We start from the raw sequence: 26389 nt of genomic DNA, 5'->3' as shown, positions 1-26389 counted from the left end.
TCTAGTTGCAGTGTGAACAACTAGAAGCTATTTTAAACATGCATCTATTTTTTTTATCTCAATTTGTTGATAATAATAGTGTAAAATGTCTGAAGCCGTCTTTCCTTCGCTTGCCATCGCATCTGCACCGTACTGGCTCATGCCTACTCCATGACCGTATCCTTTCGTCGCTACTTGTACCTTCCCAACTTTCGCATTATAGGAAATCTTAAAGTCTGTTGATGGTAATTGTAAGAGTGTTCGAATCTCTCTCCCTGACCAAACATTATCCCCTAACTGTAGCCGGTCAACACGTCCTGAATCATTTAGAAACAATTGCATGCGACCAAAATCGGATGCTTGCCATTTAATTGACCATAACGCATTCCATTGTGCCAACGTCCATTCTTTTATTGTTGCAAACTTCGGAGAGGCTTGATCGAAAGTACTTGCAACACTTTGTAAATATGGCAAGTCATTGCCACTGTAGCCATAGGCACTTTCCGTTTGGCCATTACTCGTCGAGTGAAACATCGCTGTAATTAATTCATTATTATATAGAAGAACTTGTCCTTCTGTTTCAGTGATCGCTTCGACAATCTTCTTTTCATTTCCCGGGAAATTGCTAGTCCAATTAGCTTTTCGTTGTTCTTTATTGTAGTAAACTTGCCTTGCCACAGTCGGTGCAATGGCGTTCTTGCCGTAATTTGTCGTTTTTAGAGCATATGTCCTCGCTGCAATCGCTTGTGCTTTTAAAGCCTCTTTGTTAAAGGATACAGGCATTTCCGCAGCGACAACACCGACTATATACGTTTCTAAAGGAATTTTATCCTTTTGTCCCTCCACTTCTATGAATATTTCACAGGCATTTTCGGTCTTTTGTAGAGAGTCGTTCGCACTGTCATCCGCTCGTCTCTCACTGAATGCAACAGGAAGTATATATAATGCACCAATTAAACAAATAACGCCAATACTCATTATCCAATTTTTCATAAGGAATAATATGCGAGCGCTCTTTAAATTATGAGCGTTGTGCTAAGGGATTTTGCTTTGGATTAAGGGGATTACTCTGTTCCTGCGGTTGTTTTGCTTTGTTCAGGGGGATTGCTTCGCGGAATTACCTCGCTGCTTCGCGGAATTGTCCCTCTGCTTCGCGGAATTCTCTCCCTGCTCCGCGGAATTACCTCCTCACTCCGCGGAATTCTCTCCCTGCTCCGCGGAATTCTCTCCCTGCTTCGCGGAATTACCTCGCAGCTCCGCGGAATTCTCTCGCTGCTTCGCGGAATTCTCTGGCTGCTTCGCGGAATTATCGCTCCGTTCCGCGGGATTAACCCTCTGCTTCGCGGGATTCTCTCCCTGCTTCGCGGAATTACCTCTCTACTCCGCGGAATTCTCTCTCTGCTTCGCGGGATTATCGCTCTGTTCCGCGGAATTACCTCTCTGCTCCGCGGAATTCTCTCCCTGCTTCGCGGAATTATCCCTCTGCTTCGCGGGATTCTCTCTCTGCTCCGCGGAATTCTCGCTCTGCTCCGCGGAATTATCGCTCCGTTCCGCGGAATTCTCTCCCTGCTCCGCGGAATTATCGCTCTGTTCCGCGGAATTCTCTCCCTGCTTCGCGGAATTCTCTCGCTGCTCCGCGGAATTCTCTCCCTGCTCCGCGGAATTATCGCTCTGCTTCGCGGAATTACCTCGCTGCTTCGCGGAATTACCTCCCTGCTTCGCGGAATTATCCCTCTGCTTCGCGGGATTATCGCTCCGTTCCGCGGAATTATCGCTCCGTTCCGCGGAATTCCCTCGCTGCTTCGCGGAATTCCCTCTCTGCTTCGCGGGAATCTCTCTCTGCTTCGCGGAATTACCTCCCTGCTCAGCGGAATTACCTCCCTGCTCCGCGGAATCACCTCGCTGCTCCGCGGAATTCTCTCCCTGCTTCGCGGAATTATCGCTCTGCTTCGCGGAATTCTCCCTCTGCTTCGCGGAATTATCGCTCCGTTCCGCGGAATTCTCTCCCTGCTCCGCGGAATTCTCTCTCTGCTCCGCGGAATTACCTCTTCACTTCGCGGAATTCTCTCCCTGCTTCGCGGAATTACCTCGCTGCTCCGCGGAATTATCGCTCTGTTCCGCGGAATTACCTCTCTACTCCGCGGAATTACCTCCTCACTTCGCGGAATTACCTCCTCACTTCGCGGAATTACCTCCTCACTTCGCGGAATTACCTCCTCACTCCGCGGAATTACCTCCCTGCTTCGCGGAATTCTCTCCCTGCTTCGCGGAATTATAGCTCCGTTCCGCGGGATATTCCTTTTGCTTTCATACAATCAAAAAAAACCCATTTGCTTGCTATAAGCAAATGGGGTTTTAAGTTAGTTAGTTTGCGGGTAATTCTAGTGTTGTTTCTTCTTTTGATGTAACATCCATTGTTGTGATACGTTCGATATTTGCGCCTAGTGATGCTAGTTTAGCATGGAAGTCTACGTAGCCGCGATCTAAGTGGTGCAGCTTTGTTACTCGCGTCATGCCCTCTGACACAAGGCCAGCTAAAATTAGTGCAGCCGCAGCTCGTAAATCTGTTGCCATAACCTCAGCTCCCTGTAGGTCTACAGGCCCTTCGATAAACACAGAGCGTCCTTCAATTTTAGCACCGGCATTCATGCGACGGAACTCTTCCACATGCATAAAGCGGTTTTCAAAAACAGTTTCTGTAATAATACTCGTACCTTCAGCAGTTAACATTAAGGCCATCATTTGTGATTGCATATCCGTTGGGAAACCTGGATGTGGCATTGTTTTAATGTCTACGGCTTTTAATGTTTGCGGAACTCGCACGCGAATACCTTCATCTAGCTCGGTAATTTCTACGCCCATTTCACGCATTTTCGCTATTAAAGCTGTCATATGCTCAGGCACAGCATTTTCGATCGTTACATCACCTTTTGTAATCGCAGCAGCTACCATAAATGTACCGGCTTCGATACGGTCTGGAATAATATAATGCTCTGTCCCATATAATGTGTCAACGCCTTCAATACGAATCGTATTCGTACCTGCACCGATCACACGCCCACCCATACTATTAATAAAGTTTGCAAGATCTACGATTTCAGGTTCTTTTGCTGCGTTTTCAATGACTGTTGTTCCTTTTGCTAAAGACGCAGCTGTCATGATATTTTCTGTAGCTCCAACACTTGGGAAATCCAAATACACATTCGCACCTTGTAAACGACCCTCTACCTTCGCTTCCACATAGCCGTGCCCAAATGAAATTTTTGCACCCATTGCCTCAAAGCCTTTTAAATGTAATTCAATTGGACGTGATCCGATTGCACAGCCACCCGGTAAAGCAACACGTGCAAAGCCATTTCGAGCAAGTAATGAACCCATCACTAAAATAGATGCACGCATTTTACTCACATACTCAAATTGCGCTTCACTTGAAAGTTCTTTTGTTGCGTCTATATATACAGTATTGTCTTCTGGTATATATGTAACATCAGCGTTTAGACTTTTTAGTACTTCATTTATGGTATAAACATCTGCTAAGTTAGGGACTTCTTTAATTACATTTTCTCCTTTTGAAGCAAGTAAAGCTGCCGCTAGGATTGGTAACACTGCATTTTTTGCGCCCTCTACACGAACTTTTCCCTGTAGCTTTTGGCCGCCAGTCACTATAATTTTATCCACCTTACGTCCCTCCGAATTCAATCTCTTAACCTATCAAAATTTATTTTAAAAAAAGATGTATAATGTCATAATCAGTAAACAAACAACTTTATAGTACAACTTTTCGCACGCTCGTTCAAGCGTCCAAATCACTATTTTAAGGCATTTATTGATATTTTGCTATTTATTTATTGTACGCATGAATATTTTTTTTGTGAATGACCAATAACACGGGAAAATATGTTAATTTTTCTAATACATATCAAAGTGCGTCGAACAATATATATCCGTTTCTGCGACATATTAAACCTCTTTTGAACATACTTCAAAGGACCACATAAGTTATCTTATGAAGCCCTTTGAAATATGCACGTATTAAGTTACGCATCTCACCGAAAAATATAACTCGCTTATTTAAAATAAGTACGGCAGTTTGCCAGACCAGCTTGAAATTTGTAAAAAGAAATTAGATACTGCAGTCCCAATTGCAATGCTCAACAAAATATAAATTAACTGTATTTGAAACACTTTATTTTTCTTGAACAGTTTTTCTAACATGAAGGCCTGCAAAGCGTAAAATGTGATAGCAATAAAAAAGAGATGCGATAAAATACCCATTAAAGCTTCTTGCCCTACTGCTTCATAAATTTCCACATCGTGTTCCTCCATTTAAAAAACGGGCAGATATGAATCTGCCCGTTAAAAATTGAATTAGATATTACCCTCATGAACGTTGATACGATTCAACGCACGTTTTAATGCTAGGTCAGCACGTTTGAAATCAATGTTATCTTGTTTACCTTGAATTCGTCCTTCAGCACGTTTAACGGCTTCTTTAGCACGTTGAACATCGATGTTTTCAGCAATTTCAGCAGAAGGTGCTAAAATTGAGATTTTTTCTGGACGAACTTCAATGAAACCACCGCTTACAGCTACAACTTCTGTAGAACCGTCTTCTTTTTTAAGCTTCACTGCACCAATTGCAAGTGGAGCGACCATTGGAATATGGCCAGCAAGAACACCAATTTCACCTGAAGTTGTTTTCGCGATTACCATTGATACTTCAGAATCGTATACTGGGCCGTCGGGAGTGACAATATTGACTGTAACTGTCTTCATATTTTTTCCTCCTCGTCCCTAGTATTAAACCTCTACGCCCATGCTTTTCGCTTTTTCAACTACTTCATCAATTGAACCAACTAAACGGAAAGCATCTTCTGGTAGGTGATCGTATTTACCTTCAAGGATTTCCTTGAATGAACGAACCGTTTCTTTAACAGGAACGTAAGAACCTTTTTGTCCAGTGAATTGCTCCGCAACGTGGAAGTTTTGAGATAAGAAGAATTGAATACGACGAGCACGTTCAACTGTTTGTTTATCTTCGTCAGATAACTCATCCATACCTAAGATAGCAATGATATCTTGTAATTCGCGGTAACGTTGGATTGTACGTTGTACGCCAGTAGCTACTGCGTAGTGCTCAGCGCCTACGATTTCTGGTGATAATGCACGAGAAGTCGAAGCTAATGGGTCAACCGCAGGGTAGATACCCATTTCAGATAATTTACGCTCAAGGTTAGTAGTTGCATCTAAGTGGGCGAAAGTTGTAGCTGGAGCCGGGTCAGTATAGTCATCGGCTGGTACATAGATCGCTTGAATAGAAGTTACAGATCCTTTGTTAGTAGATGTGATACGCTCTTGTAATTTACCCATTTCAGTTGCAAGTGTTGGTTGGTAACCTACCGCAGAAGGCATACGACCTAATAGGGCAGAAACCTCAGAACCAGCTTGTGTGAAACGGAAGATATTGTCGATGAATAAAAGTACGTCTGCACCTTGCTCATCACGGAAGTATTCCGCCATTGTAAGACCAGTTAAAGCTACACGCATACGTGCGCCTGGTGGCTCGTTCATTTGACCGAATACCATCGCAGTTTGCTTGATAACGCCTGAATCGCTCATCTCGAAGAATAAGTCGTTCCCTTCACGAGTACGCTCACCTACACCAGCGAATACAGAGATACCAGAGTGCTCTTGTGCGATGTTATTGATTAATTCTTGGATTAATACAGTTTTACCTACACCGGCACCACCGAATAGACCGATTTTACCACCTTTAATATATGGTGCTAATAAGTCTACTACTTTGATACCTGTTTCAAGGATTTCAACTGAAGTTGAAAGCTCATCGAAAGATGGTGCTTCGCGGTGAATTGAATCACGACGAGCATCAGCTGGAATTTCTTCACCTAAGTCGATTACTTCTCCTAATACGTTGAATACACGACCAAGAGTCACTTCACCAACTGGTACTGAGATAGCTTTTCCTGAATCTGTTACTTCTGCTCCACGTTGTAAGCCATCAGTAGATGACATTGCAATTGTACGAACAGAATCATCACCTAAATGAAGTGCAACTTCTAATGCAAGAGTTGTTGGTTCTTCATTAGGACGTTCAATCTTAACTGTTAATGAGTTATAGATTGCTGGTAATTGGCCATTGCTGAATTTTACGTCAACAACTGGACCCATTACTTGAATAACTTGTCCTTTATTCATTACTGTGTACCCTCCTATCGTATTCTTATACGACATTGGTGAGCTGCGCCTATTCTAAGGCTGCAGCCCCACCAACGATTTCTGTAATTTCTTGTGTAATCGCTGCTTGACGTGCACGGTTATATTGCAATGATAGGTCTGAAATAAGATCAGATGCATTATCAGTCGCATTTTTCATGGCAGTCATACGAGAAGCATGTTCACTTGCTTTTCCGTCTAATAATGCACCGTAAATTAGGCTTTCCGCATATTGTGGAAGTAATACTTCTAGAATTGCTTCACCAGATGGCTCGAATTCATAAGAGGCATTGCTGCTTACAGGTGCAATATCTGTTAATGGAAGAAGTTTTTTCTCTGTCACTTCGTTTGCGATAGCGCTCACAAAGTGATTGTAGTACATATAAAGTTCATCATACGTACCGTCAATGAACATACCAACAGCATTACGAGCGATTTCTTTAATATCAGCGAATGATGGTTGGTCCGGAAGAGCAACTACACTGCTAATAACATTATGATCACGTTTCACAAAGTAATCACGAACAACACGACCTACTGCTAACACCACGTATTCGTCTTTTGATTTATGACGCTCGTCGATTGTACGTTGCACTTGACGTAGGATGCTTGAGTTGTAAGCACCTGCTAGTCCACGGTCTGAACCAATAACTAGGTAAGCTGTTTTCTTAACAGGACGAGCAGTTAACATTGGATGCCCACTGTCTTTTGTACCTGTTGCGATAGCGCCTACTACTTCTTGGATTTTTTCCATGTAAGGAACGTAAGCTTTAGCGTTTTGCTCTGCACGACGTAACTTTGAAGAAGAAACCATCTGCATCGCTTTCGTAATTTGTTTCGTGCTCTTTGTTGAATTTATACGACCTTTAATTTCGCGTAAGTTTACCACTGGTATTTCACCACCTTCTGTTTTTTAATCAAGCGACTGTCTTTGTTGCTTATTCTGATTTAGCGAAAGTTTTTTTGAACTCAGTTAAAGCTGCAACGTATTCCGCATCAGGAGCAAGTTCTTTAGTCGTACGAACATGATCTAAAACGTTTGTGTGGTTTGTATCTAACCAGCTTAAGAATTCAGATTCAAAACGAACGATATCTTGAACTGGAATATCATCTAAATGACCTTTAGTTAATGCATAAAGAATCGCAACTTGTTTTTCAACTTTTAGTGGTTTGTTTAGGTCTTGTTTAAGAACTTCAACCGTACGTTTACCACGTTCAAGTTTAGCAAGCGTGATTTTATCTAAATCTGAACCGAATTGAGCGAAAGATTCAAGCTCACGGAATGCAGCTAAGTCAAGACGTAGTGTACCCGCAACTTTTTTCATCGCTTTAATTTGAGCAGATCCACCTACACGTGATACAGAAAGACCGGCGTTAATCGCTGGACGTACACCTGAGTTGAATAAGTCAGATTGTAAGAAAATTTGTCCATCAGTGATTGAGATTACGTTAGTTGGGATGTATGCAGAGATATCCCCAGCTTGTGTCTCAACGAATGGAAGAGCTGTGATTGAACCATTTTGATATGTTTCATTTAACTTCGCAGCACGTTCTAATAAGCGGCTGTGTAAGTAGAAAACGTCACCAGGGTAAGCTTCACGACCTGGAGGACGGCGTAGAAGAAGTGAAAGTTCACGGTAAGCTGATGCTTGTTTAGAAAGATCATCATACACGATTAAAACGTGTTTACCTTGTAACATGAATTCTTCTGCCATAGATACACCAGCGAATGGTGCTAAGAATAATAATGGAGCTGGTTGAGAAGCAGAAGCTGTCACAACGATTGTATAATCTAAAGCGCCATGTTTACGTAAAGTTTCTACTACACCACGTACAGTAGATTCTTTTTGACCGATTGCAACATAGATACAGATCATGTTTTGGTCATTTTGGTTAAGGATTGTATCGATTGCTACAGATGTTTTACCAACTTGGCGGTCACCAATGATTAACTCACGTTGACCACGACCGATTGGTACAAGTGCGTCAATCGCCTTGATACCAGTTTGTAATGGTTCATGTACTGATTTACGAGCCATTACTCCGAAAGCTGGGCTTTCGATAGGACGAGTTTTTGTTGTGTTGATTGGACCTTGTCCATCCACTGGTTGACCTAGTGGGTTTACAACACGGCCAATTAGTTCTTCACCAACTGGTACTTCCATAATACGACCTGTACGACGAACTTCATCGCCTTCTTTGATGTCTGAATATGGACCTAAGATTACGATACCTACGTTACCTTCTTCTAGGTTTTGAGCCATACCCATAACACCGTTAGAGAACTCTAAAAGCTCTCCAGCCATGGCGTTGTCGAGGCCATGAGCAAGAGCGATACCGTCACCAATACGGATAACTGTACCAACTTCGCTTACTTTAAGTTCAGATTCATAATTCTCAATCTGTTGTTTAATCAGACTGCTGATTTCTTCAGCCTTGATGCCCATGTATGTCACCTCTCACATTTCTAAATTATTAACCGATTAATTCACGTTTTAGACGCTCTAGCTTGTTCGCTACTGAGCTATCATAAATATGGTTACCGATTTGAACACGAATACCACCTAATAATGATGGATCGATTTCGTTTGTAATGTTTAATGATTGTTTCCCAACAAGTTGAGCGAATGCTGCAGAAATTTTAGCGCTTTCTTCAGCAGAAAGTGCACGTGTTGAGAATACAGTTGCATCTGCAGAACCTTGTGCTTGTGCAGCAAGCTCAGCATATGCATCAGCAATTAGCTTCACTTCGTTTACACGTTTCTTCTCAACAAGTAGTTGAACAGTGTGTAAAACTTCTGGCGTTGCACTTGCAAAGATTTCAGCTACCATTTGTTTCTTGCGTTCGATAGAGAACTTAGGTGCGTTTAACAGTGTTAAAAAATCAGTAGATTGTGTAACAACTTTTGTTAACTCGTTTAAGTCTGCCCCTACTTCAGCAAGAATATTTTTTTGTTGCGCAATTTCAAATAGAGCTTGAGCGTAACGCTTTGCTACAGTTGAATTACTCATTGAGCTTCCCCTGCCTTCGCAATCGTCTCTTCAATTAGAGCACGGTTGTCTGCCTCAGAAATCTCTTTGCTAAGGACTTTAGATGCTGCAAGTACAGATAATGAAACGACTTCATCACGTACAGCTTTGATAGCTTTTTCTTTTTCAGACTCGATTTCACGTAAAGCCGATTCTTTTAAGCGGTTAGCTTCATTGCGAGCTGCTGTAAGAATTTCTTCTTTTTGCGCTTCGCCTTGCTTCTTAGCACCCTCAACAATCGATTGTGCTTCCGTACGAGCTTCTTTAAGAAGGCTTTTTTGTTCTTCTAAATATTTGTGCGAATCTTTGCGCGCTTTTTCAGCTGCTTCGATCTCACTTGCTACTAATTCTTCACGTTGTTGCATGATGCCCATTAATGGACCCCAAGCGAACTTTTTAAGAAGAAGCATTAGTACTAAGAAGATAACTAATGTTGCAACGACGTCACCACCGTTAAACTTACTTTCAGCAGCGGCAAGTACAAGATTATCTAAAAACACGATTGTTTCACTCCCTTCAAGAGCTTTAACTTCCACATAATAATTTGTATTACTTTAAAAACTTACCTATTTTAAAAAGCTATATTTGCACATAGCTTTTATTAGTTCCAAAATGAAGGGCGAAGTTTCATCTGGAGAATCCTGCTTCGCCACTAGTAAAATTCAGTATGCAACTGAATTATTTGTTCATTACGATGAATGCTACTACTACTGCGATGATCGGTAATGCTTCTACTAACGCAACCCCGATGAACATAGTAGTTTGAAGAACGCCACGAGCTTCTGGTTGGCGAGCGATACCTTCAACTGTTTTTGATACGATAAGACCGTTACCAATACCTGCACCAAGTGCACCTAAACCGATTGCGATTGCTGCTGCTAATAAACCTAATGAACCTGTCATTTTAAAATTTCCTCCTTGGAATTGTTTGTTTTTTTTGGTTCAAGCATAAAATTTATGCTTTATATTAATGGTCATCGCTCACTTTATGAGCCATGTATACCATTGTTAACATTGTGAAGATAAAGGCTTGGATAAAGCCGATGAAAATAGAGAAACCTTGCCATGCCATCATAGGAACAATTGCACCTACGAAACCGAATGGACTTGATACAGCTAAACCTGCGATTAAAGCAAGTAAAATTTCACCTGCATAAATGTTACCGTAAAGACGCAGACCTAATGTTAACGTGTTCGCGAACTCTTCGATAATTTTTAGCGGGAACATGAATGACATCGGTTTGAAGAATGTACCAACATAATGGCCTGTCCCCTTCATTTTGATACCATAGTATTGTGTTAATACTAAAATCATTGCTGCAAGAGTCATTGTAACCGTTGGGTCAGCTGTTGGCGATTTCCACCAAAGTTCGTGGTCATAGACGATAGAGAATGGAAGACCTAATAAGTTAGATACTGCGATAAACATAATAAGTGTAATACCTAGAATGTGGAATCGACCACCCGTTTTCCAGTCCATGTTGCTTTGAATGATATTCTTTACGAAATCCATGATCCATTCCATAAAGTTTTGCATACCAGTTGGTTTTAACTTTAAGTTTCTAGTTGAAATAACCGCGATTAAAAATACGACTATAGCAGCAACTAGTAACATCATAACTGTTGATAAGTTAAATGTTAAAAATCCAAAGGTTACTAACGGAGCTTCATGATTCATTGTTATTTTTCACCTCTCTTTCTAATAAAGCACATTAGTGGTTCCTTACATGAGATACAATTCTCTCGACAAAGAGAACAACGTACGGAATCATTAGCCCTATGACCGTGCTAATTAAGTGAAAATAGTTTGGCAACGAAATGGCTATAGCGACTGCCGCTACACCTGATCCAAAACGAAGTGCTGTACCAAGTGAACCTATTTTCTTCCCTTCACTAATGGAACGATCAAACTTCTCCATACGGCGAACTAAAATCCAAAAATTATACGTACCAAAAAATGCACCGATTGCGATGCCCGCAAAAACTGTTTGAAAGGACGTAAAGCCCCAGCCTAATGCGCAAAGTGCGAGCAAAAAAAATAACGCTCTCTTCTGCACAGCAAAAATGTGATGCAAATCTAGCATTGGTTTGTAGTCTCCTGAATCATTTTTTCGAGTAAAGAAAACGTTTGCTGACCACTTTGTGAAATCAGAAAAGAGCAGTGAAAAACACTACTCACAGCGGAATAGTAACGGGAGAGTCATTTGAAATTACAGGTGTAAATTCCCAATAATGCCTTACACCCCTTACTTACTCGGTGTTAAACCGAAACGCACAAAACGTTGCAAATCGACAGAGTGGTTTGTACTGTCAATTTAGTAGAAACTTGATATAACAAGTGTTTCAACGTCTATCAACGAATAGAAACCCTTATCATTCTTACCCTTTGTAAGCATACAATAGGAGATATTTGAAGTCAATTAGTAAAGGAGAAAAACTTCACAGCTACTATACTCTTGTCAAATTGTTGACAAATTTGTGTATGAAGTTTCACAAATAAGAAATGCTTTTTCAAAATAATGCAAAAAAAAGCTAATTTACGACATGAATATGCTCGCAAATTAGCTACGGATGATTTTTTAGTTCTTTTTACTTATTTTTAAGTTTAAAAATAGTATATTACTTGCCTTTTTGCAAAAATTCTAAGAGCGCTTCGACGATACGCTGTGAAGCATGACCATCTCCATAAGGATTTGAGGCTTTTGCCATAGCTTCATAAGCGTCTTTATCCTCTAGTAATTCTTTTGCTAGAGCATAAATTGTTTCCTCTTCTGTTCCTGCTAGTTTCAAAGTTCCTGCTGCAATGCCTTCAGGACGCTCTGTCGTATCACGAAGTACTAGAACGGGCTTACCTAATGATGGCGCTTCTTCTTGCACGCCGCCAGAATCAGTTAAGATCATGTACGAATTAGCAGCGAAGTTATGGAAATCAAACACTTCGAGCGGTTCTATTAAATGCACACGCTCATTATCGCCTAAAATTTCATTGGCGATTTCTCTTACTGCAGGGTTCATATGCACTGGGTAGACAACTTGCACATCATCGTGCTCCGCTAAAATGCGAGTAATCGCTCGGAACATATGACGCATTGGCTCACCAAGATTTTCACGACGGTGCGCTGTTAGTAATATCATGCGATCATTGGCGATTTTATCTAACACCGGATGTGTATAGTGCTCACTCACTGTTGTGGCTAGTGCATCAATCGCTGTATTACCTGTGACAAAAATGGTTTCTGCATTTTTATTTTCATCTAATAGGTTTTTCTTGGATACTTCTGTTGGTGCAAAGTGTAAGTCTGCCATCACACCTGTTAACTGACGGTTCATTTCTTCAGGGTAAGGTGAATACTTATTCCATGTACGAAGTCCCGCTTCCACATGGCCAATGGCAATTTGATTATAAAATGCTGCTAAGCTCGCGATAAATGTTGTTGCCGTATCGCCATGCACTAACACAATATCAGGTTGCGCTTCCTTCATGACTTTATCTAAACCTTGTAATGCGTTCGTTGTCACATCAATTAGTGTTTGACGATCTTTCATAATGTTTAAATCGTAGTCTGGCGTAATTTTAAATGTTTCTAATACTTGGTCAAGCATTTGGCGATGTTGTGCTGTTACAGTCACGATTGATTCCACTTGCTCGGGATGTTTTTGTAATTCCAATACAAGCGGGGCCATTTTAATCGCCTCTGGTCTCGTACCGAAAATCGTCATCACTTTCCATTTTTTCGTCAAAACGATTTGCACCGTCCTTTGATTATATTGTACGTGCAATGCCTCTCAACCTGTATGAAGAGATGGCATAATTGCCTAAACATACTATGAAACGTCCTTCAATACTGAAGGACGCTTTCAAGTGCTATAAAGTTGCTGTTAGGTATTGCTATTGCTTCAACAAGCAATATTATTTTGTACCGAATAAACGGTCACCAGCATCACCTAGACCAGGAACGATATAACCGTGATCATTTAACTTTTCGTCAAGTGCTGCAATATAGATGTCTACATCTGGATGCTCATCTTGAATTACTTTTACACCTTCTGGCGCAGCAATTAAGCACATAAATTTAATGCTTTTCGCACCGCGTTTTTTTAGTGAATTGATGGCTTCTACTGCTGAACCACCTGTAGCAAGCATTGGGTCTACGATGATGAAATCGCGTTCTTCAACATCTGCTGGTAGTTTTGCGTAATACTCAACTGGTTTTAATGTTTCAGGGTCACGGTAAAGTCCGATATGACCAACTTTTGCAGCTGGAATTAATTTTAATACGCCGTCTACCATGCCGATTCCTGCACGTAAAATCGGTACAATGGCAAGTTTTTTCCCAGAAAGAACTTTTGTTTTCGCGATTGTTACGGGTGTTTCAATTTCAATTTCTTCTACAGGCATTTCTCGTGTAATTTCGAAAGCCATTAATGTTGCGACCTCGTCTACTAGCTCACGAAATTCTTTTGTTCCTGTATTTTTATCACGAATATAAGTTAACTTATGTTGAATTAGTGGATGATCAAATACGTATACTTTGCTCAAAGTGGTTCTCTCCTAACCGTTCGGATTCATTTTTATCTCAACTAGTATAACAGAAAAAAGGAACTGTCTCAAAAATAAATTCGAGATGTTCCCTTTTCTAGAGTGTTTGCTACATTTTAAAGCAAATTAGACGTCCAGTATCGTATTCAGCTGCTCAATTGTCATCGGTTTATAATAGAAGTAACCTTGTCCTACCGTACAACCAAGCGCACGTAATATCTCTACCTGCTCCTCGCTTTCAATCCCTTCCGCAACGGATGTCATGCCAAGATTCAATGCTAATTGAATAATTGAACGAACAATGGCCAATGTTGCAGCATCATCATTGATATTATTTATAAAGCTACGATCTATTTTCAGCTCTGTGAACGGCAATCTTTGTAAATAACTAAGCGAAGAAAAACCTGTCCCAAAGTCATCCACTGATGTTTTAAAGCCGAAGCTCTTTAATTCTTGAATAATTGCAAAGGCGGTTTGAAAATCAACTAAGCCGATATTTTCCGTCACTTCTAAAATGATATTGCTCGGATCAATGGCATATTTTTCAACTAACTGCTGAATATCTTTGACAAAATGAGGATAGTAAAAATGATCGGGTGATATATTGACCGCAACCTTTACTAACTTCTTCCCTAATCGTTGCCTCTCTGCTAACCATGCAAGGACAATTTCTAAAATATGAATATCAATTTCCCGTACCTTTCCTGCATTTTCAGCAACCGGAATAAACATTGCGGGCGATACGAAACCAAGAATCGGTGATTGCCAACGAGCTAATGCTTCAATACTTTGAATTTCACCCGTTCGTAAATCGACCTTTGGTTGTAGATTAACCGTTATTTCTTTATTTTTTAGTGCTTGCGATAAATGATTAAGCACTGTCATCTGCTGCTCTAATAAATCATTGCGTTCTTTTGTAAATATCTCTATATGCGTTCCAGGTTTATTGGCCGCAAAAGATAGTGCGTTGTCAGCAAATCTAATTGCATCGGCAATTTTGATATTGTTATCAAAGTAAGAAACGCCTGTCTTTAATGTAATGTAAATTTGTTTATCATTAATAATAAACGGTTGGCGTATTAATTCTTTTATTCGCATTTCGTAATCATTTAACGATTCTTCGGCCGTTATTTGCGAAATAATCAGACTAGAACTTGTGAACCTAGCAATATATTCAGGCAAGTCTTGATATTCAAGCAGACGGTTAGCAACTTGTCTCAACAACTCGTCTCCAGCTTCTCGACCGTATAATTCAACGACTTGGTGAAATTCACTAGGCTTTATAATTTTGATAAACCCACTTTGCCCGTGTTGTTCTTCCATTTGAATTTTATTGACGAAGCTATGTCGATTTGGCAGGCCCGTTGAAATATCGTTATAGGCTAAATCCCATATTTTTTTCTGTGTTTTAGCATACGTAAATGCTAATGCAACGAGTGCGCCTATTTTTTGAAACATATTGTTATAAAAAGTACTGTCTTTAGGATAACGTGAATAGATCGCAAAAAAACCGATTGCCTGTTGTTGTTGATTATGAATGGGGACAAACCATCCTGAGTAGTCATTTGTGATGCCCGATAAATTTTCAAAATCGGTTAAAGAAGCAAGCTCTTCAAGATTTTCTGCAATAATTGGTTGATGTTGCTGCATCACCTTATAATAAAAATCATTCATGTCGCAAAGTTGCGGTACATCCTCTCGATCACTGCTTGATGTAAAGACTTGAAATTGATTGGTTTCTGTTTTAATAAGTATTGAACTAAAGACATGCGGCATAAAAAATTCATCTATTTTGCTACAAATAGTGACCATTTTTTTGTTAAATGGATCGTCTTTTTCGATTGCCTCATACACGACTTTTTCTAATTGCGTTAAAAAATCTTCCGTATGATAATAGGTAACATCCTTCACGAGCACTAACACAAATAATGTTTCATTATCATTATTTTGAAAAGGAAGGGTCTGCATTTCCGCCCAAAAGGGTTGTTTGTCGAAGCGTTGATGATATAACTTTGTTGTCATCATTGCTCCACTATGTATTTTCTCTTGTATCATGTCAATTGTTGACGTCTGTAGGTCATTCGAAAGCATTGTAAAATAATCTTTATTTAGAATTTGGGAACGCATTGTGTTGGTAAGCATGCAAAAGGCATTATTACATTCTACTATTAAATGCGTTTTGGCATCTAATATAATATAGCTTTCTTTCGATTGTTCACCTAAGTTACGAATTGTCGTTAATAAGATATTATTTTGTATGTCCATAGATTTAGAAACCATCCAACCCCTCCCGTCTCATCCATTAACTTTTCCTCTTTATATTGTACATAAAAAATTCGCTAAATTGTCACTTTTATAAAAAAACAATCTTTTTAAGGACATTAGGTGTCCTTATAGAATATAATACACCTTTTTATTTAATATATATGTAAAAAAAAACAAAAATAAGATTAATTTATTTTTATGGTAGCGAAAAAGAAATTTTTGTAGTTACCAAGATGGTTGGGACAACAGCTAATTTGCTATTGCGTTGATGTTCACTTCGGCGACGCTTTCCGCGGGCACACACGTAAGCCGCAACCCTCAACTAAGTGAGCTCTGCTTGTTTTTTATTTATTACAAAAAATCAATAGCTAAGGCTTTATTTATTTTGGATCGCAGGAAAATACCAACAGTCCTACTCTTTTCCCTATTGCGTTGATGTCCACTTCTGCGGCGCTTTCCGCGGGCACACCATGAAGTGGATTAAGCAAAAAACTGTGCCTAAAGTGAATCGGACACTTTAGACACAGCCTTATTAAACTAGCATATTATGCGTATAATGGGTGTTTATCAGTTAAAGCAATCACACGCTCTTTTGCTTGTGCTTTCACTGCTTCATCTTCAGGATTTTTAAGAACAGCTGCAATAATTGCACCTACTTCTTTCATATCTTCTTCTTTAAAGCCGCGAGATGTCACTGCAGGAGTACCAATACGAATACCAGACGTAACGAATGGAGATTCCGTATCGTAAGGAATCGTGTTTTTGTTCGTTGTAATGCCGACTTCATCTAATGCATGCTCAGCTACTTTACCAGTTAAGCCAAGAGATTTTACGTTCAGAAGTAATAAGTGGTTATCTGTACCATTTGATACGATTTCTACACCTTCTTCAATTAACACTTCGGCTAAAGCGCGTGCATTTGCTTTAATTTGTTTTGCGTATTCTTTGAATTCCGGTTGTAATGCTTCACCAAATGCTACAGCTTTAGCAGCGATCACATGCATTAAAGGTCCACCTTGAATACCTGGGAATACGGATTTATTTAATTTTTGCTCCCATTCTTTCGAAGCAAGAATTAAACCACCACGTGGGCCACGTAATGTTTTATGTGTAGTAGATGTAACAAAATCAGCGTAAGGTACTGGTGATTGGTGCTCTCCAGCTGCTACAAGACCAGCGATATGTGCCATATCTACCATAAAGTAAGCGCCAACTTCATCTGCGATTTCACGGAATTTAGAGAAATCGATTTCACGTGGGTATGCAGAAGCACCTGCTACAATTAGTTTTGGTTTATGTTCTAAAGCTTTTTGACGAACATCTTCATAGTCGATTACGTGTGTATCTTCAGTTACACCGTACTCTACGAAATTATATAGGATACCTGAGAAGTTTACAGGAGATCCATGTGTTAAGTGACCGCCATGAGAAAGGTTCATCCCTAGCACTGTGTCACCTGGTTGTAAAATTGTGTGATAGACAGCCATGTTTGCTTGTGCACCAGAGTGCGGTTGTACGTTCGCATATTCTGCGCCGAAGATTTCTTTTACACGATCACGTGCAATATCTTCCACTACGTCTACGTGTTCACAGCCGCCATAGTAACGTTTTCCCGGATAACCTTCAGCATATTTGTTTGTAAGAACTGAGCCTTGTGCTTCCATTACTGCTTCAGATACAAAGTTTTCAGATGCAATTAACTCGATATTCGCTTGTTGACGTTTTTTCTCTGCTAAAATCCCATCTAATACCGCTTTGTCTTGTAGTGCTAATTTTTCGTATGCCATGTTTGAAAAGCCTCCTAAGTATAGTCGTTATTTACATGTACCTCTGATAACAGAAGTAGTGTTATTTATATACAGCACGTTCGCCACCAATAAGCTTTGGACGTGTTGTTGCTATTGTCACAACCGCTTCTCCTATTGTTCGCACAGAAGTACGAACTGGAACAGCTACTTCCTTTAAATGCATACCAATTAATGTTTGGCCTATATCCATACCAGCCTGTGCACGTATTGCTTCTACCACTACTGGATTGTCCAATTTCGTATAGGCATAAGCTGACATCGATCCGCCTGCCGTGCGAACTGGAATAACGGCTACAGGTTCATAGCCAAATTGTTCTGCAACTGAAGCTTCCAACGTTATAGCTCGATTAATATGTTCACAGCCTTGGAACGCAAGGTGTAGTTGATGTTTCTTGGCAAATGCCTGCAACGGCTCAAAAATCGCGTGTGCGGTTTCAAGTGCACCTGCTGTGCCAATTTTCTGACCAATCACTTCAGACGTTGAGCAGCCTACGACAAAAATAGTATTTGGTCGCAATACAACTTGCTCTTCGAATTCACTGAGTAACTGAGTCAATTGCGCCTGTATTTGTTGCACAACCATTAAGCTCAGCCCCTTATTTTCATATCTTGTACTAATGTGAAACAACTTTAGGTAAAAGTGACAGCACTTGACTGTCACCTTTACAACTAAACTTGCTCACGCTTATTGTTCTAGTTCAGCGATTTTTTCTACGCGGCGTGTGTGACGTCCACCTTCAAAATCTGTTTCAAGCCATGTTTGAGCAATTTCACGTGCAAGGCCTGGCCCAATGACGCGCTCACCCATCGCTAAAATATTTGAATCATTATGGCAACGTGTTGCCTTTGCGCTAAATACATCATGTACTAATGCGCAACGAATGCCTTTTACTTTGTTCGCAGCGATGGACATGCCAATCCCTGTACCACAAATTAAAATGCCTTTATCAAATTCCCCGCTAGCAACACCTTCAGAAACTGGCTTTGCATAATCAGGATAGTCTACTGAATCCGCAGATTGTGGACCAAAATCTTCGTAGCTAATGTTTAGCTCATCTAGCAGGTGCATAATCTCACGACGTAAGTTATTGCCTCCGTGATCAGAAGAAATTGCTATTCTCACTGGGTTCCCTCATTTCGAAATATAGTCAACATAAGTTTACCACTAATACCCCAAGAATAACATGATTTTTGTTGCAATTTTATGCTGATTTCTCCTAAAAGACGAACATTTCTTGTTTAACTTTGTGAAATCGTTCATTTTTAAAGGTTTTTTCTGTGGATAATGTGAATATCCTGTTAATAAATTCGGATAATGGTCTTTTGTTGTAATATTCGCTCTACTAAAGTTTTTTTCCCATTTCAACTACAGTGGACATACTATTTCAATATTTTTTCAAATGACCCTATTATCGTCCAATTCACAACAAAGGAAAAGACTGCGGACAAGCTTTTTATAGGCTTGTTCGCAGTCTTCTTTCTTATGCTTGTCTATCAAATTGTTGAATCATTTTATGGAGTGCTTCGGATTGTTTTTTCAGGTCATGGGCAAGTTGTTCTACTTGCTCAATTGCATGTGCTTGCTCTTCTGTTGCACTGCTTACTTCCTGTGCACCAGCTGATGTTTCTTGCGCAATCGCCGCAACTTCTTGTGATTGTCGAGCTGTTGTTTCAATATTGTTCATTTGCTTTTCAATTAATGAAGAAATCTCTACAATCGCTGTTGCCATTTCATGGACACTTGACGACATCCCTTCCACAGCAGTCGTTGTTTCTGAAACGCGTGCTGCTTCTTTTGTGGCAAATGCCACTTGTTGATTCATTTGTTTCACGACCACTTCAACATTTTGTTGCATTGATTGAATAAGAGAAGTAATTCCTTGTACTGCTTTCGCACTTTCATCAGCTAAGCCACGAACTTCTTCTGCAACTACCGCAAAGCCTTTGCCGTGTTCCCCAGCACGAGCAGCTTCAATTGATGCATTTAATGCTAGTAAATTGGTTTGTGCAGCAATGTCGCCTACTAAGCCGATAATGCGTTCCACCTGTCCAGCATTATCTTCTAACGTACGAATACTTTCTAGTGCTTCATTGTTGCCAGCCGCAATTTGTTGAATGCTGTTGACTAACGTTTCAATCGCTTTTGTAGTATTAGTTAAATTATGTAAAATCTCTTTCGATTGTGTCGCAGATTGTTCAGCTCTCGTATTAACTTCTGTTGCTAATGCTCGTACATCTTCAATCGCTTCTGCTGTATCTTGTACTGCTGTAGCAGATGCTTCCGCTCCTGCCGAAATATGTTTGACCGTTACCGCAATGCCATCTGCTTTCTTTGTAGCAACAGCAGTTTCATCCGATAGTTTAATAATCGATTGATTTGTTTGTTGAAAGTTTTGATCAATACTTTCTACCATTTGGCGTAAATTTAACACCATTTGTTGGAATGCCATCGCCACTGAACGAATCTCATCATTCGTTTTTGGCATGACTACATCCTGTCCGATTTTTCCTTCTGCAACGCGTTTAGCAGAATATTCAAGCTGTTGTAATGGTTTGATTAAAATAACACTGAAAATTGCAGCTAAAATACCTGACCAAGTAATCCCTAATAAGTAAGTAATCACTTCAAATAGCTTACGATTGATTTCCGGGAAAAAAGTAGGTTGTACAAATTCAATGAATAGAAAACTGATGCTATAAGTAATTAGTGCAAGTATACTTACAAATAAAACTAATTTAAGTCGTAAGCCAAACTTTTTCTTCATAGTGCCCCTCAATTCTTCTCAAGTATTTTTACTAACTGTTCTATTAATGTGTTTAACTCTGCAAATGTTTCTTCGTATATAGCTTTATGACCGCCGTATGGATCGACAACATTTCCTAAACTACCTTCAGTCGTATATTCTTTCAGTGTAAAAACTTTCTTTTCTGCGTTTGGGTAGTTCGCAATAATCGTATCTTTATGTGCAGTTGTCATGGTTAAAATTAAATCGGCCCATTCTACTTCAGTTATCGATAATTGGGTTGCTAAATGTTGATGTACCATATTCGCTTCATTTAATACTTGCTGGGCATGTAAAGACATTTCAGCATTTGGCATTGCATAAATCCCAGCTGAACGAACTTGAACATCATTCAATTGTTTATGTTTTAAAATAACTTCAGCCATCGGACTGCGACAAGTATTCCCTGTACAAACAAATAATATATTCACACTTATCACCTTCCTTATTATTTTTGGATAGCAAGAATACTCATCATGATAAAAATAATCCCTGCAATGATTTGAATTTTATTGCCAAAAAAGACCTGACTCCTGCGCGCTACGACTAAAGCACCATATGCGCACACAAAAGCACTCAATCCAGCACTCATAATAAAAATTGTTTTTTCTAAGTTAAGCATACCAAAAGAAACACTTACTGAAAAGGTGTCTAGGCTAGCAGTCACAGCTAATAAAACAGGCGAAATGGTTATTTTTTCATTTTTGTGGGAAAACAACAGTAAATGTAGGCCAATACCAAATAGCAAAATACTTGAAATCCATTGTCCCCAATCTAATAAAAAGCGCACTAAGTAATGCCCTAATTCAAAGCCGAGAAGCGGAAAAAGCATATGCAATGTAGCTGTCCACATTGACAAAAAAAAGCGATATTTTACATTTGGAATTAAAACAAATAAACCGATGACATCAACAGACGTTAAAACACCTGCAAGAATCCCCTGCAAGAATGCACTCCTTCGTTTCCTAATATTTTATCATTTTATGCTTGGAAATACAGTATTATCATAATGCCCATTGAGACATTTTCAATATCAAAAAACTCATCTATTTATAGATGAGTTTTTTGATTGCCTATGAAATCGCCAGTAGTAGTCCGATTCGTCACAGGATTATAGTGTAAACCACTTGCCACCAGCTGCTTTTTCAAGTCTGTTCATAATAGCGGCACCTACACCTTCTGTTGATGTCGTCGTCGCTAAAATAATGGTAGCTGCTGTTTTATCGCAAGCACGTAATGCTTGATATAGTGCAGCGCCCATCTCTTCTTGACTACCTGCTTCACCGATCGAGAAAAAGTAATCTGCTTGGAGATGATCAAAGCTCTCTGGTGCTAGCAGTGCTACTTTTTGTAGCTGTGCTTGCAGCTGTTGTATCGCTTGCTGGACTTTGCTTTCCTCACAGTCAATTAAATAAACAGGTGCATTCGGTGCATAATGCGTATATTTCATGCCAGGCGCTTTCGGTGTTTCTTCCATTGTCTGCTCTATTTTAGTAGGCTGTACAACTGGACCGATTACTGCCTCTAACATTTCTTTTGTAATACCACCAGGACGTAAAATAACAGGTGGTTCATGCGTAACATCAAGCACAGTCGATTCAAAACCAATGCCTGTCGGACCTCCATCTAAAATATACGGTATGTACCCTGCTAAATCATCGTTTACATGGATTGCTTCTGTCGGGCTTGGTTTACCACTGCGATTCGCACTTGGCGCGGCAAGCGGTTTGTGAATTTGCTGAAGTAATGCCAGTGCAACGGGATGATCCGGCATACGAATTCCAACTGTTTTTAAACCAGCTGTCACACTTTCAGCTAACACATTGGGCTTCACTGGCATAACAAGTGTCAGTGGCCCTGGCCAAAAGGCATCCATACATTTTTTTGCGAGCTCAGAAATATGTTCTATATAAAGATCTACTTCTTCTTTTGTTCCGATATGAACAATTAGTGGATTATCTGAAGGACGTCCCTTTGCCTTAAATATTTTTTTAACAGCCTTATCATTTGTAGCTACGGCACCTAAACCGTAAACCGTTTCTGTTGGAAATGCCACTACTTCTCCAGCATTTAAGATATCCACAGCTTGTGCATAAGTTGTTTGACTATTCACATTACTATCCACAATCTTACAAACGGTTTCCATATGAAAAACCTTCTTTCAATCGTTGTTTTTTTCTGAATTATCCACATTTTGTTTATAACTTATCAATAATTGTGTATAAGTTATCTGAATTTGTGCACAATTATTCAAAAAATCCTTTGATCCATTCCCAAATAAAGAATGTCACTTGTTCTTTTTCTTCTTCCTTCTCTTCCGCTTTTTCAGCTTTTTCCGGTTCGCAAATCGATGGGAAAATGCTACACCACCAGTTATCACCGCGTGCATCGCCAATTTTCACAACAATCGAATGGTACATATTTTGTGGATAAAACATGGCATCCTGTCGCTTCGGTGGAAATAAGTTATCCCCAAGTACGACTTGTGTACGCAATTGTGGATAATTTTCTTTTAATTGTGCCTCAATATCGCTTTTTAATGTAACAAATTTATCATTATCCACATTTGTAGGTGCACCTACTTGCGTTAATAAAGGTTTTAAATCTTTCACTAGTTGCTCTTTTTCTAGTTGATCATTCGTTGTATTGCTATTTGCGATAACGCGGATACGAAAATCGCTTTCTTGTTGCTGATTCGTAGCTTCCTTTGCAGAACCTATGAATGACGGAATATATAAAATACATAGTTGTAAAGCTATCGCTAGTATTACTAGTCTAGCAAAAGCTAGTAAAATATTTAATTTTGGAAATCTAACAATCTTGTATTCGTTTAACATAAAAATCCCTCCTTGCTCAACATTGTTGTCAAGAAGGACAATCTTTATACATCAATTTCACAAAAAACCATACGAGGTTTTCCATTAATATCATTTTCCACGGTAACTGTAGCTTGTGGAAAACTTTCTTGAAAGAACTGCGCTACTTGCTCCCCTTGTGTATAACCAATTTCTAGACCAATTAATGCGGGTTTATTCATGAGTGCGGGTAGCTGTTGGGCTAATTTTCGGTATAAAATAAGTCCGTCCTCTTCCGCAAAAAGCGCGCTATGCGGTTCATGTTCCAACACAACGCTGGACATGTCTTTCGCTTCTTCAAATGCAATATAAGGTGGATTCGATAAAACAATATCGAACTTCTCGCCATTGAGTGGGGCTGTTAAATCCCCTTGACGAAAATCAATATCTGCAGCCAGCAATTGTGCATTTTTTTGTGCCGTAGCTAATGCTGCTGCCGATAAGTCCGTGGCCACTACGGTTAGCTCAGGACATTCTAGCTTCATCGAAATGGCGATAGCACCACTACCCGTCCCGATATCGGCTAGCTTTAAAGCTTTGGTAGGAAATATTTTTTTAATACGATTGCTTGTCCCCAGCACCAATTCCTCTGTTTCCGGCCTTGGAATAAGCACTGATTCATCGACTAAAAATGTACGGCCGTAAAATTCTTCGCTGCCGATACAATATTGCACAGGTCGTCCATTGGCATGTTCTTTAATCAATTGAACAAATTGTTCACATTGCTCTGCTGTTAATGTATCTTGTAAATGCAACATAACCCCTGCATACGTAGTATCTAATATGTGTTGCATGACAATACGAGCAGCCGTCTCTTCGCGTCCATTATCCACTAAAAAAGAAGAAGCCCAATCAAGGGCCTCCATCACATTTTTATAGGTCATCATTAAGTCGCTCTAACTTCGATGCTTGCTCTTCTAAAATCAGTGCATCGATAATTTCGTCCAGTCTACCTTCGACGATTTGATCAAGCTTTTGAATCGTTAAACCGATACGATGGTCTGTCACACGGTTTTGTGGATAATTGTATGTGCGGATACGCTCTGAACGGTCGCCTGAACCAACTGCTGATTTACGTGTTGCGTCAATTTCTTTTTGTGCTTCTTGTAAATACATATCTGCTACACGTGCACGCAGAATTTTCATCGCTTTTTCACGGTTTTTAATTTGTGAACGCTCATCTTGCATCGATACGACAACACCTGTTGGTAAGTGGGTCATACGTACAGCAGACATCGTTGTATTTACTGATTGCCCACCTGCACCTGATGATGCAAATGTATCGACACGGATATCTTTTTCATGGATTTCAACATCCACTTCTTCCACTTCCGGTAAGCACGCAACTGTCGCAGTTGATGTATGAATACGCCCTTGTGACTCTGTTGCTGGTACACGTTGTACACGGTGCGCTCCGTTTTCAAATTTGAATTTAGAATACGCGCCTTGGCCGTTAATCATAAAAATAACTTCTTTATAGCCACCCATTGGGTTCGGTGTTGCTTCCATAATGTCGATTTTCCAGCCTTGTGTTTCTGCATAGCGAGAATACATACGGAATAAATCCCCTGCGAAAATATTCGCCTCATCACCGCCGGCTGCTCCACGAATCTCCATAATAACGTTTTTATTGTCATTCGGGTCTTTTGGAATTAATAACACACGTAAACGTTCTTCCAGCTCTTCTTGCTGTTCTTTTAACGAGTTGAACTCTTCCTTGACCATCTCGTGCATATCAGGATCTTTTTCGTTATCTAACATTTCACGAGTATCTACTAGTTGTTCTTTGACACTTTTATATTCACGATAAGCATCAACTGTCTCCTGAATATCCGATTGTTCCTTTGAATATTCACGTAATTTTTTACTGTCATTGACAATATCCGGATCGCTTAAAAGCTCATTTAGCCTTTCATAACGATCTTCTACTGCTTGTAGTCTATCAAACATGGGCTTCACCTCTAATTAGTTCATTTATCTATATTCACTAAAAATCCGCTTCCATTAAGGGGAGCGAGACACGAACGCTGTTTACTCTATTTGTTCATTACTGCAAATGCAACAGAGTGTTATAAAGGATGACATAGTAGTTGTCATGCATTATTTCCACTACTTAGTATAAGGAAAATTGCGCTTGTATGCTACATTTTCTTCAGTAGAATGCTTAAATTCATCCAGTCTACTGCTGATAAAAGCGTCATTACAGCGGTGGATGTGCGTGGCATTTGCGGCACACTGGATAATAAGAATCGTTACCGCCAATTTTTATTTGATCGCCTGTGTAAACAGGTTTGCCATTCTCATCGACGCGCAAATTCATAGTTGCTTTTTTATGACAGAACCAACAAATCGTTTTCATTTCTTCAATTTTATCTGCATATGTAAGCATGTACTGACTTCCTTCAAATAATTCATTTTGGAAATCATTTTTCAGGCCAAAGCCCATTACCGGAATATCTAGTTCATCCACAATATTCGCTAATTGTAGCACATGTGCTTTTTTTAAAAATTGCACTTCATCTACAAGCACACAGTATGGTTTTACTGCATTGTTTTTCACAAGTTCAAATATATTTGTATCCTCATAAATTGGGATGGCTTCTTGTCGTAGTCCTACTCGGCTGGAGACAAATCCTACCTCATCTCGCGTATCAAGCCCTGACGTAAACATCATGACAGGCTTTTGCTGCTCTTCATAGTTATGGGCAACTTTCAAAATTTCAATTGATTTGCCACTATTCATCGCGCCATGTTTGTAGTATAGCTGTGCCATTGTTTTTCACCCTCCATGATTTTAGATATTTGAAATGCTTGGCTGCATATTGACCCTCTAGATTTGAACAAGCTTTAAGCACATTTCAAAATCCGCTCTACCGTTGTTTTATGTTAAACGTA

The 26389-nt window shown here is 39.8% G+C and carries 27 protein-coding genes; 1 reads left to right on the top strand and 26 read right to left on the bottom strand.

Annotation, left to right across the window (positions count from 1 at the left end):
* Positions 1 to 27: 27 nt before the first annotated feature.
* On the bottom strand, positions 28 to 972 hold the full coding sequence (spoIID, locus tag ACKVEV_RS19785) for a stage II sporulation protein D (protein WP_409367911.1): 945 nt from the start codon (positions 970 to 972) through the stop codon (positions 28 to 30).
* 111 nt (positions 973 to 1083) lie between these two features.
* On the opposite strand from spoIID, the gene ACKVEV_RS19780 reads away from it, so the two are divergent.
* Complete coding sequence (locus tag ACKVEV_RS19780) at positions 1084 to 2322, top strand: hypothetical protein (RefSeq protein ID WP_409367910.1); 1239 nt, start codon at positions 1084 to 1086, stop codon at positions 2320 to 2322.
* A 21-nt stretch (positions 2323 to 2343) separates the two neighbouring features.
* On the opposite strand, the gene murA is transcribed toward ACKVEV_RS19780, so the two are convergent.
* The 25 genes from murA to ACKVEV_RS19655 all read right to left on the bottom strand — a co-directional run bounded on the left by murA (position 2344) and on the right by ACKVEV_RS19655 (position 26267).
* A complete protein-coding gene (gene murA / locus ACKVEV_RS19775) occupies positions 2344 to 3657 on the bottom strand; it encodes a UDP-N-acetylglucosamine 1-carboxyvinyltransferase (RefSeq protein WP_409367909.1) in 1314 nt (437 codons plus the stop codon).
* 393 nt (positions 3658 to 4050) lie between these two features.
* Positions 4051 to 4290, bottom strand: a complete 240-nt coding sequence (locus ACKVEV_RS19770) for a DUF1146 family protein (RefSeq protein WP_173478602.1) — start codon at positions 4288 to 4290, stop codon at positions 4051 to 4053.
* Positions 4291 to 4347: 57 nt separating this feature from the next.
* On the bottom strand, positions 4348 to 4755 hold the full coding sequence (locus tag ACKVEV_RS19765) for a F0F1 ATP synthase subunit epsilon (protein ID WP_409367908.1): 408 nt from the start codon (positions 4753 to 4755) through the stop codon (positions 4348 to 4350).
* Positions 4756 to 4779: 24 nt separating this feature from the next.
* Complete coding sequence (gene atpD, locus ACKVEV_RS19760) at positions 4780 to 6195, bottom strand: F0F1 ATP synthase subunit beta (RefSeq protein ID WP_409367907.1); 1416 nt, start codon at positions 6193 to 6195, stop codon at positions 4780 to 4782.
* 49 nt (positions 6196 to 6244) lie between these two features.
* The gene (atpG, locus tag ACKVEV_RS19755; protein ID WP_409367906.1) at positions 6245 to 7102 is read right to left on the bottom strand and encodes an ATP synthase F1 subunit gamma; all 858 of its coding nucleotides are present in this window, start codon (positions 7100 to 7102) and stop codon (positions 6245 to 6247) included.
* A gap of 49 nt (positions 7103 to 7151) precedes the next feature.
* On the bottom strand, positions 7152 to 8660 hold the full coding sequence (gene atpA / locus ACKVEV_RS19750; protein WP_402926579.1) for a F0F1 ATP synthase subunit alpha: 1509 nt from the start codon (positions 8658 to 8660) through the stop codon (positions 7152 to 7154).
* Between the two features lie 28 nt (positions 8661 to 8688).
* Positions 8689 to 9225, bottom strand: coding sequence for a F0F1 ATP synthase subunit delta (locus tag ACKVEV_RS19745; RefSeq protein ID WP_409367905.1), 537 nt, complete (start codon positions 9223 to 9225; stop codon positions 8689 to 8691).
* On the bottom strand, positions 9222 to 9743 hold the full coding sequence (gene atpF, locus ACKVEV_RS19740) for a F0F1 ATP synthase subunit B (protein ID WP_409367904.1): 522 nt from the start codon (positions 9741 to 9743) through the stop codon (positions 9222 to 9224). Before atpF ends, ACKVEV_RS19745 begins: the two co-directional genes overlap by 4 nt.
* A gap of 178 nt (positions 9744 to 9921) precedes the next feature.
* Complete coding sequence (atpE, locus tag ACKVEV_RS19735; RefSeq protein WP_004269474.1) at positions 9922 to 10146, bottom strand: F0F1 ATP synthase subunit C; 225 nt, start codon at positions 10144 to 10146, stop codon at positions 9922 to 9924.
* Positions 10147 to 10210: 64 nt separating this feature from the next.
* On the bottom strand, positions 10211 to 10921 hold the full coding sequence (gene atpB / locus ACKVEV_RS19730) for a F0F1 ATP synthase subunit A (protein ID WP_409367903.1): 711 nt from the start codon (positions 10919 to 10921) through the stop codon (positions 10211 to 10213).
* A 34-nt stretch (positions 10922 to 10955) separates the two neighbouring features.
* Positions 10956 to 11327 carry an ATP synthase subunit I gene (locus ACKVEV_RS19725; protein ID WP_139860289.1) on the bottom strand — a complete coding sequence of 124 codons (372 nt, stop codon included), beginning with the start codon at positions 11325 to 11327 and terminating at the stop codon, positions 10956 to 10958.
* Between the two features lie 535 nt (positions 11328 to 11862).
* Positions 11863 to 12984 (bottom strand): non-hydrolyzing UDP-N-acetylglucosamine 2-epimerase, encoded by a 1122-nt coding sequence (gene wecB / locus ACKVEV_RS19720; RefSeq protein WP_409367902.1) that lies wholly within the window; start codon positions 12982 to 12984, stop codon positions 11863 to 11865.
* Positions 12985 to 13153: 169 nt separating this feature from the next.
* Entirely contained in the window at positions 13154 to 13783 is a 630-nt protein-coding gene (gene upp / locus ACKVEV_RS19715; protein WP_173478609.1) for a uracil phosphoribosyltransferase, read from the bottom strand.
* Between the two features lie 126 nt (positions 13784 to 13909).
* A complete protein-coding gene (locus ACKVEV_RS19710) occupies positions 13910 to 16063 on the bottom strand; it encodes an EAL domain-containing protein (RefSeq protein ID WP_409367900.1) in 2154 nt (717 codons plus the stop codon).
* A 530-nt stretch (positions 16064 to 16593) separates the two neighbouring features.
* The gene (gene glyA / locus ACKVEV_RS19705) at positions 16594 to 17835 is read right to left on the bottom strand and encodes a serine hydroxymethyltransferase (protein WP_409367898.1); all 1242 of its coding nucleotides are present in this window, start codon (positions 17833 to 17835) and stop codon (positions 16594 to 16596) included.
* Between the two features lie 61 nt (positions 17836 to 17896).
* Positions 17897 to 18439, bottom strand: coding sequence for a TIGR01440 family protein (locus ACKVEV_RS19700; protein ID WP_409367897.1), 543 nt, complete (start codon positions 18437 to 18439; stop codon positions 17897 to 17899).
* Positions 18440 to 18541: 102 nt separating this feature from the next.
* Positions 18542 to 18979, bottom strand: a complete 438-nt coding sequence (rpiB, locus tag ACKVEV_RS19695) for a ribose 5-phosphate isomerase B (protein ID WP_409367896.1) — start codon at positions 18977 to 18979, stop codon at positions 18542 to 18544.
* Between the two features lie 358 nt (positions 18980 to 19337).
* The gene (locus tag ACKVEV_RS19690) at positions 19338 to 20621 is read right to left on the bottom strand and encodes a methyl-accepting chemotaxis protein (protein ID WP_409367895.1); all 1284 of its coding nucleotides are present in this window, start codon (positions 20619 to 20621) and stop codon (positions 19338 to 19340) included.
* A gap of 8 nt (positions 20622 to 20629) precedes the next feature.
* Entirely contained in the window at positions 20630 to 21070 is a 441-nt protein-coding gene (locus ACKVEV_RS19685) for a low molecular weight protein arginine phosphatase (RefSeq protein WP_409367894.1), read from the bottom strand.
* A gap of 17 nt (positions 21071 to 21087) precedes the next feature.
* Positions 21088 to 21585, bottom strand: coding sequence for a manganese efflux pump MntP family protein (locus tag ACKVEV_RS19680; protein WP_409367893.1), 498 nt, complete (start codon positions 21583 to 21585; stop codon positions 21088 to 21090).
* A gap of 165 nt (positions 21586 to 21750) precedes the next feature.
* Entirely contained in the window at positions 21751 to 22785 is a 1035-nt protein-coding gene (locus ACKVEV_RS19675; RefSeq protein WP_409367892.1) for an L-threonylcarbamoyladenylate synthase, read from the bottom strand.
* A 100-nt stretch (positions 22786 to 22885) separates the two neighbouring features.
* Positions 22886 to 23476 (bottom strand): stage II sporulation protein R, encoded by a 591-nt coding sequence (locus ACKVEV_RS19670; RefSeq protein WP_409367891.1) that lies wholly within the window; start codon positions 23474 to 23476, stop codon positions 22886 to 22888.
* 44 nt (positions 23477 to 23520) lie between these two features.
* On the bottom strand, positions 23521 to 24381 hold the full coding sequence (prmC, locus tag ACKVEV_RS19665; RefSeq protein WP_409367890.1) for a peptide chain release factor N(5)-glutamine methyltransferase: 861 nt from the start codon (positions 24379 to 24381) through the stop codon (positions 23521 to 23523).
* Positions 24368 to 25444, bottom strand: coding sequence for a peptide chain release factor 1 (prfA, locus tag ACKVEV_RS19660; protein WP_402926615.1), 1077 nt, complete (start codon positions 25442 to 25444; stop codon positions 24368 to 24370). The genes prmC and prfA overlap by 14 nt, the downstream gene beginning before the upstream one ends.
* Positions 25445 to 25694: 250 nt before the next feature.
* The gene (locus ACKVEV_RS19655) at positions 25695 to 26267 is read right to left on the bottom strand and encodes a thymidine kinase (protein ID WP_409367889.1); all 573 of its coding nucleotides are present in this window, start codon (positions 26265 to 26267) and stop codon (positions 25695 to 25697) included.
* Positions 26268 to 26389: the final 122 nt, after the last annotated feature.

Source organism: Lysinibacillus sp. 38-6 (genome assembly GCF_046245175.1).
Lineage (GTDB): Bacteria > Bacillota > Bacilli > Bacillales_A > Planococcaceae > Lysinibacillus.
Note: the sequence above shows the minus strand (reverse complement) of the source record. Positions and strands in the feature narration are given on the sequence as shown.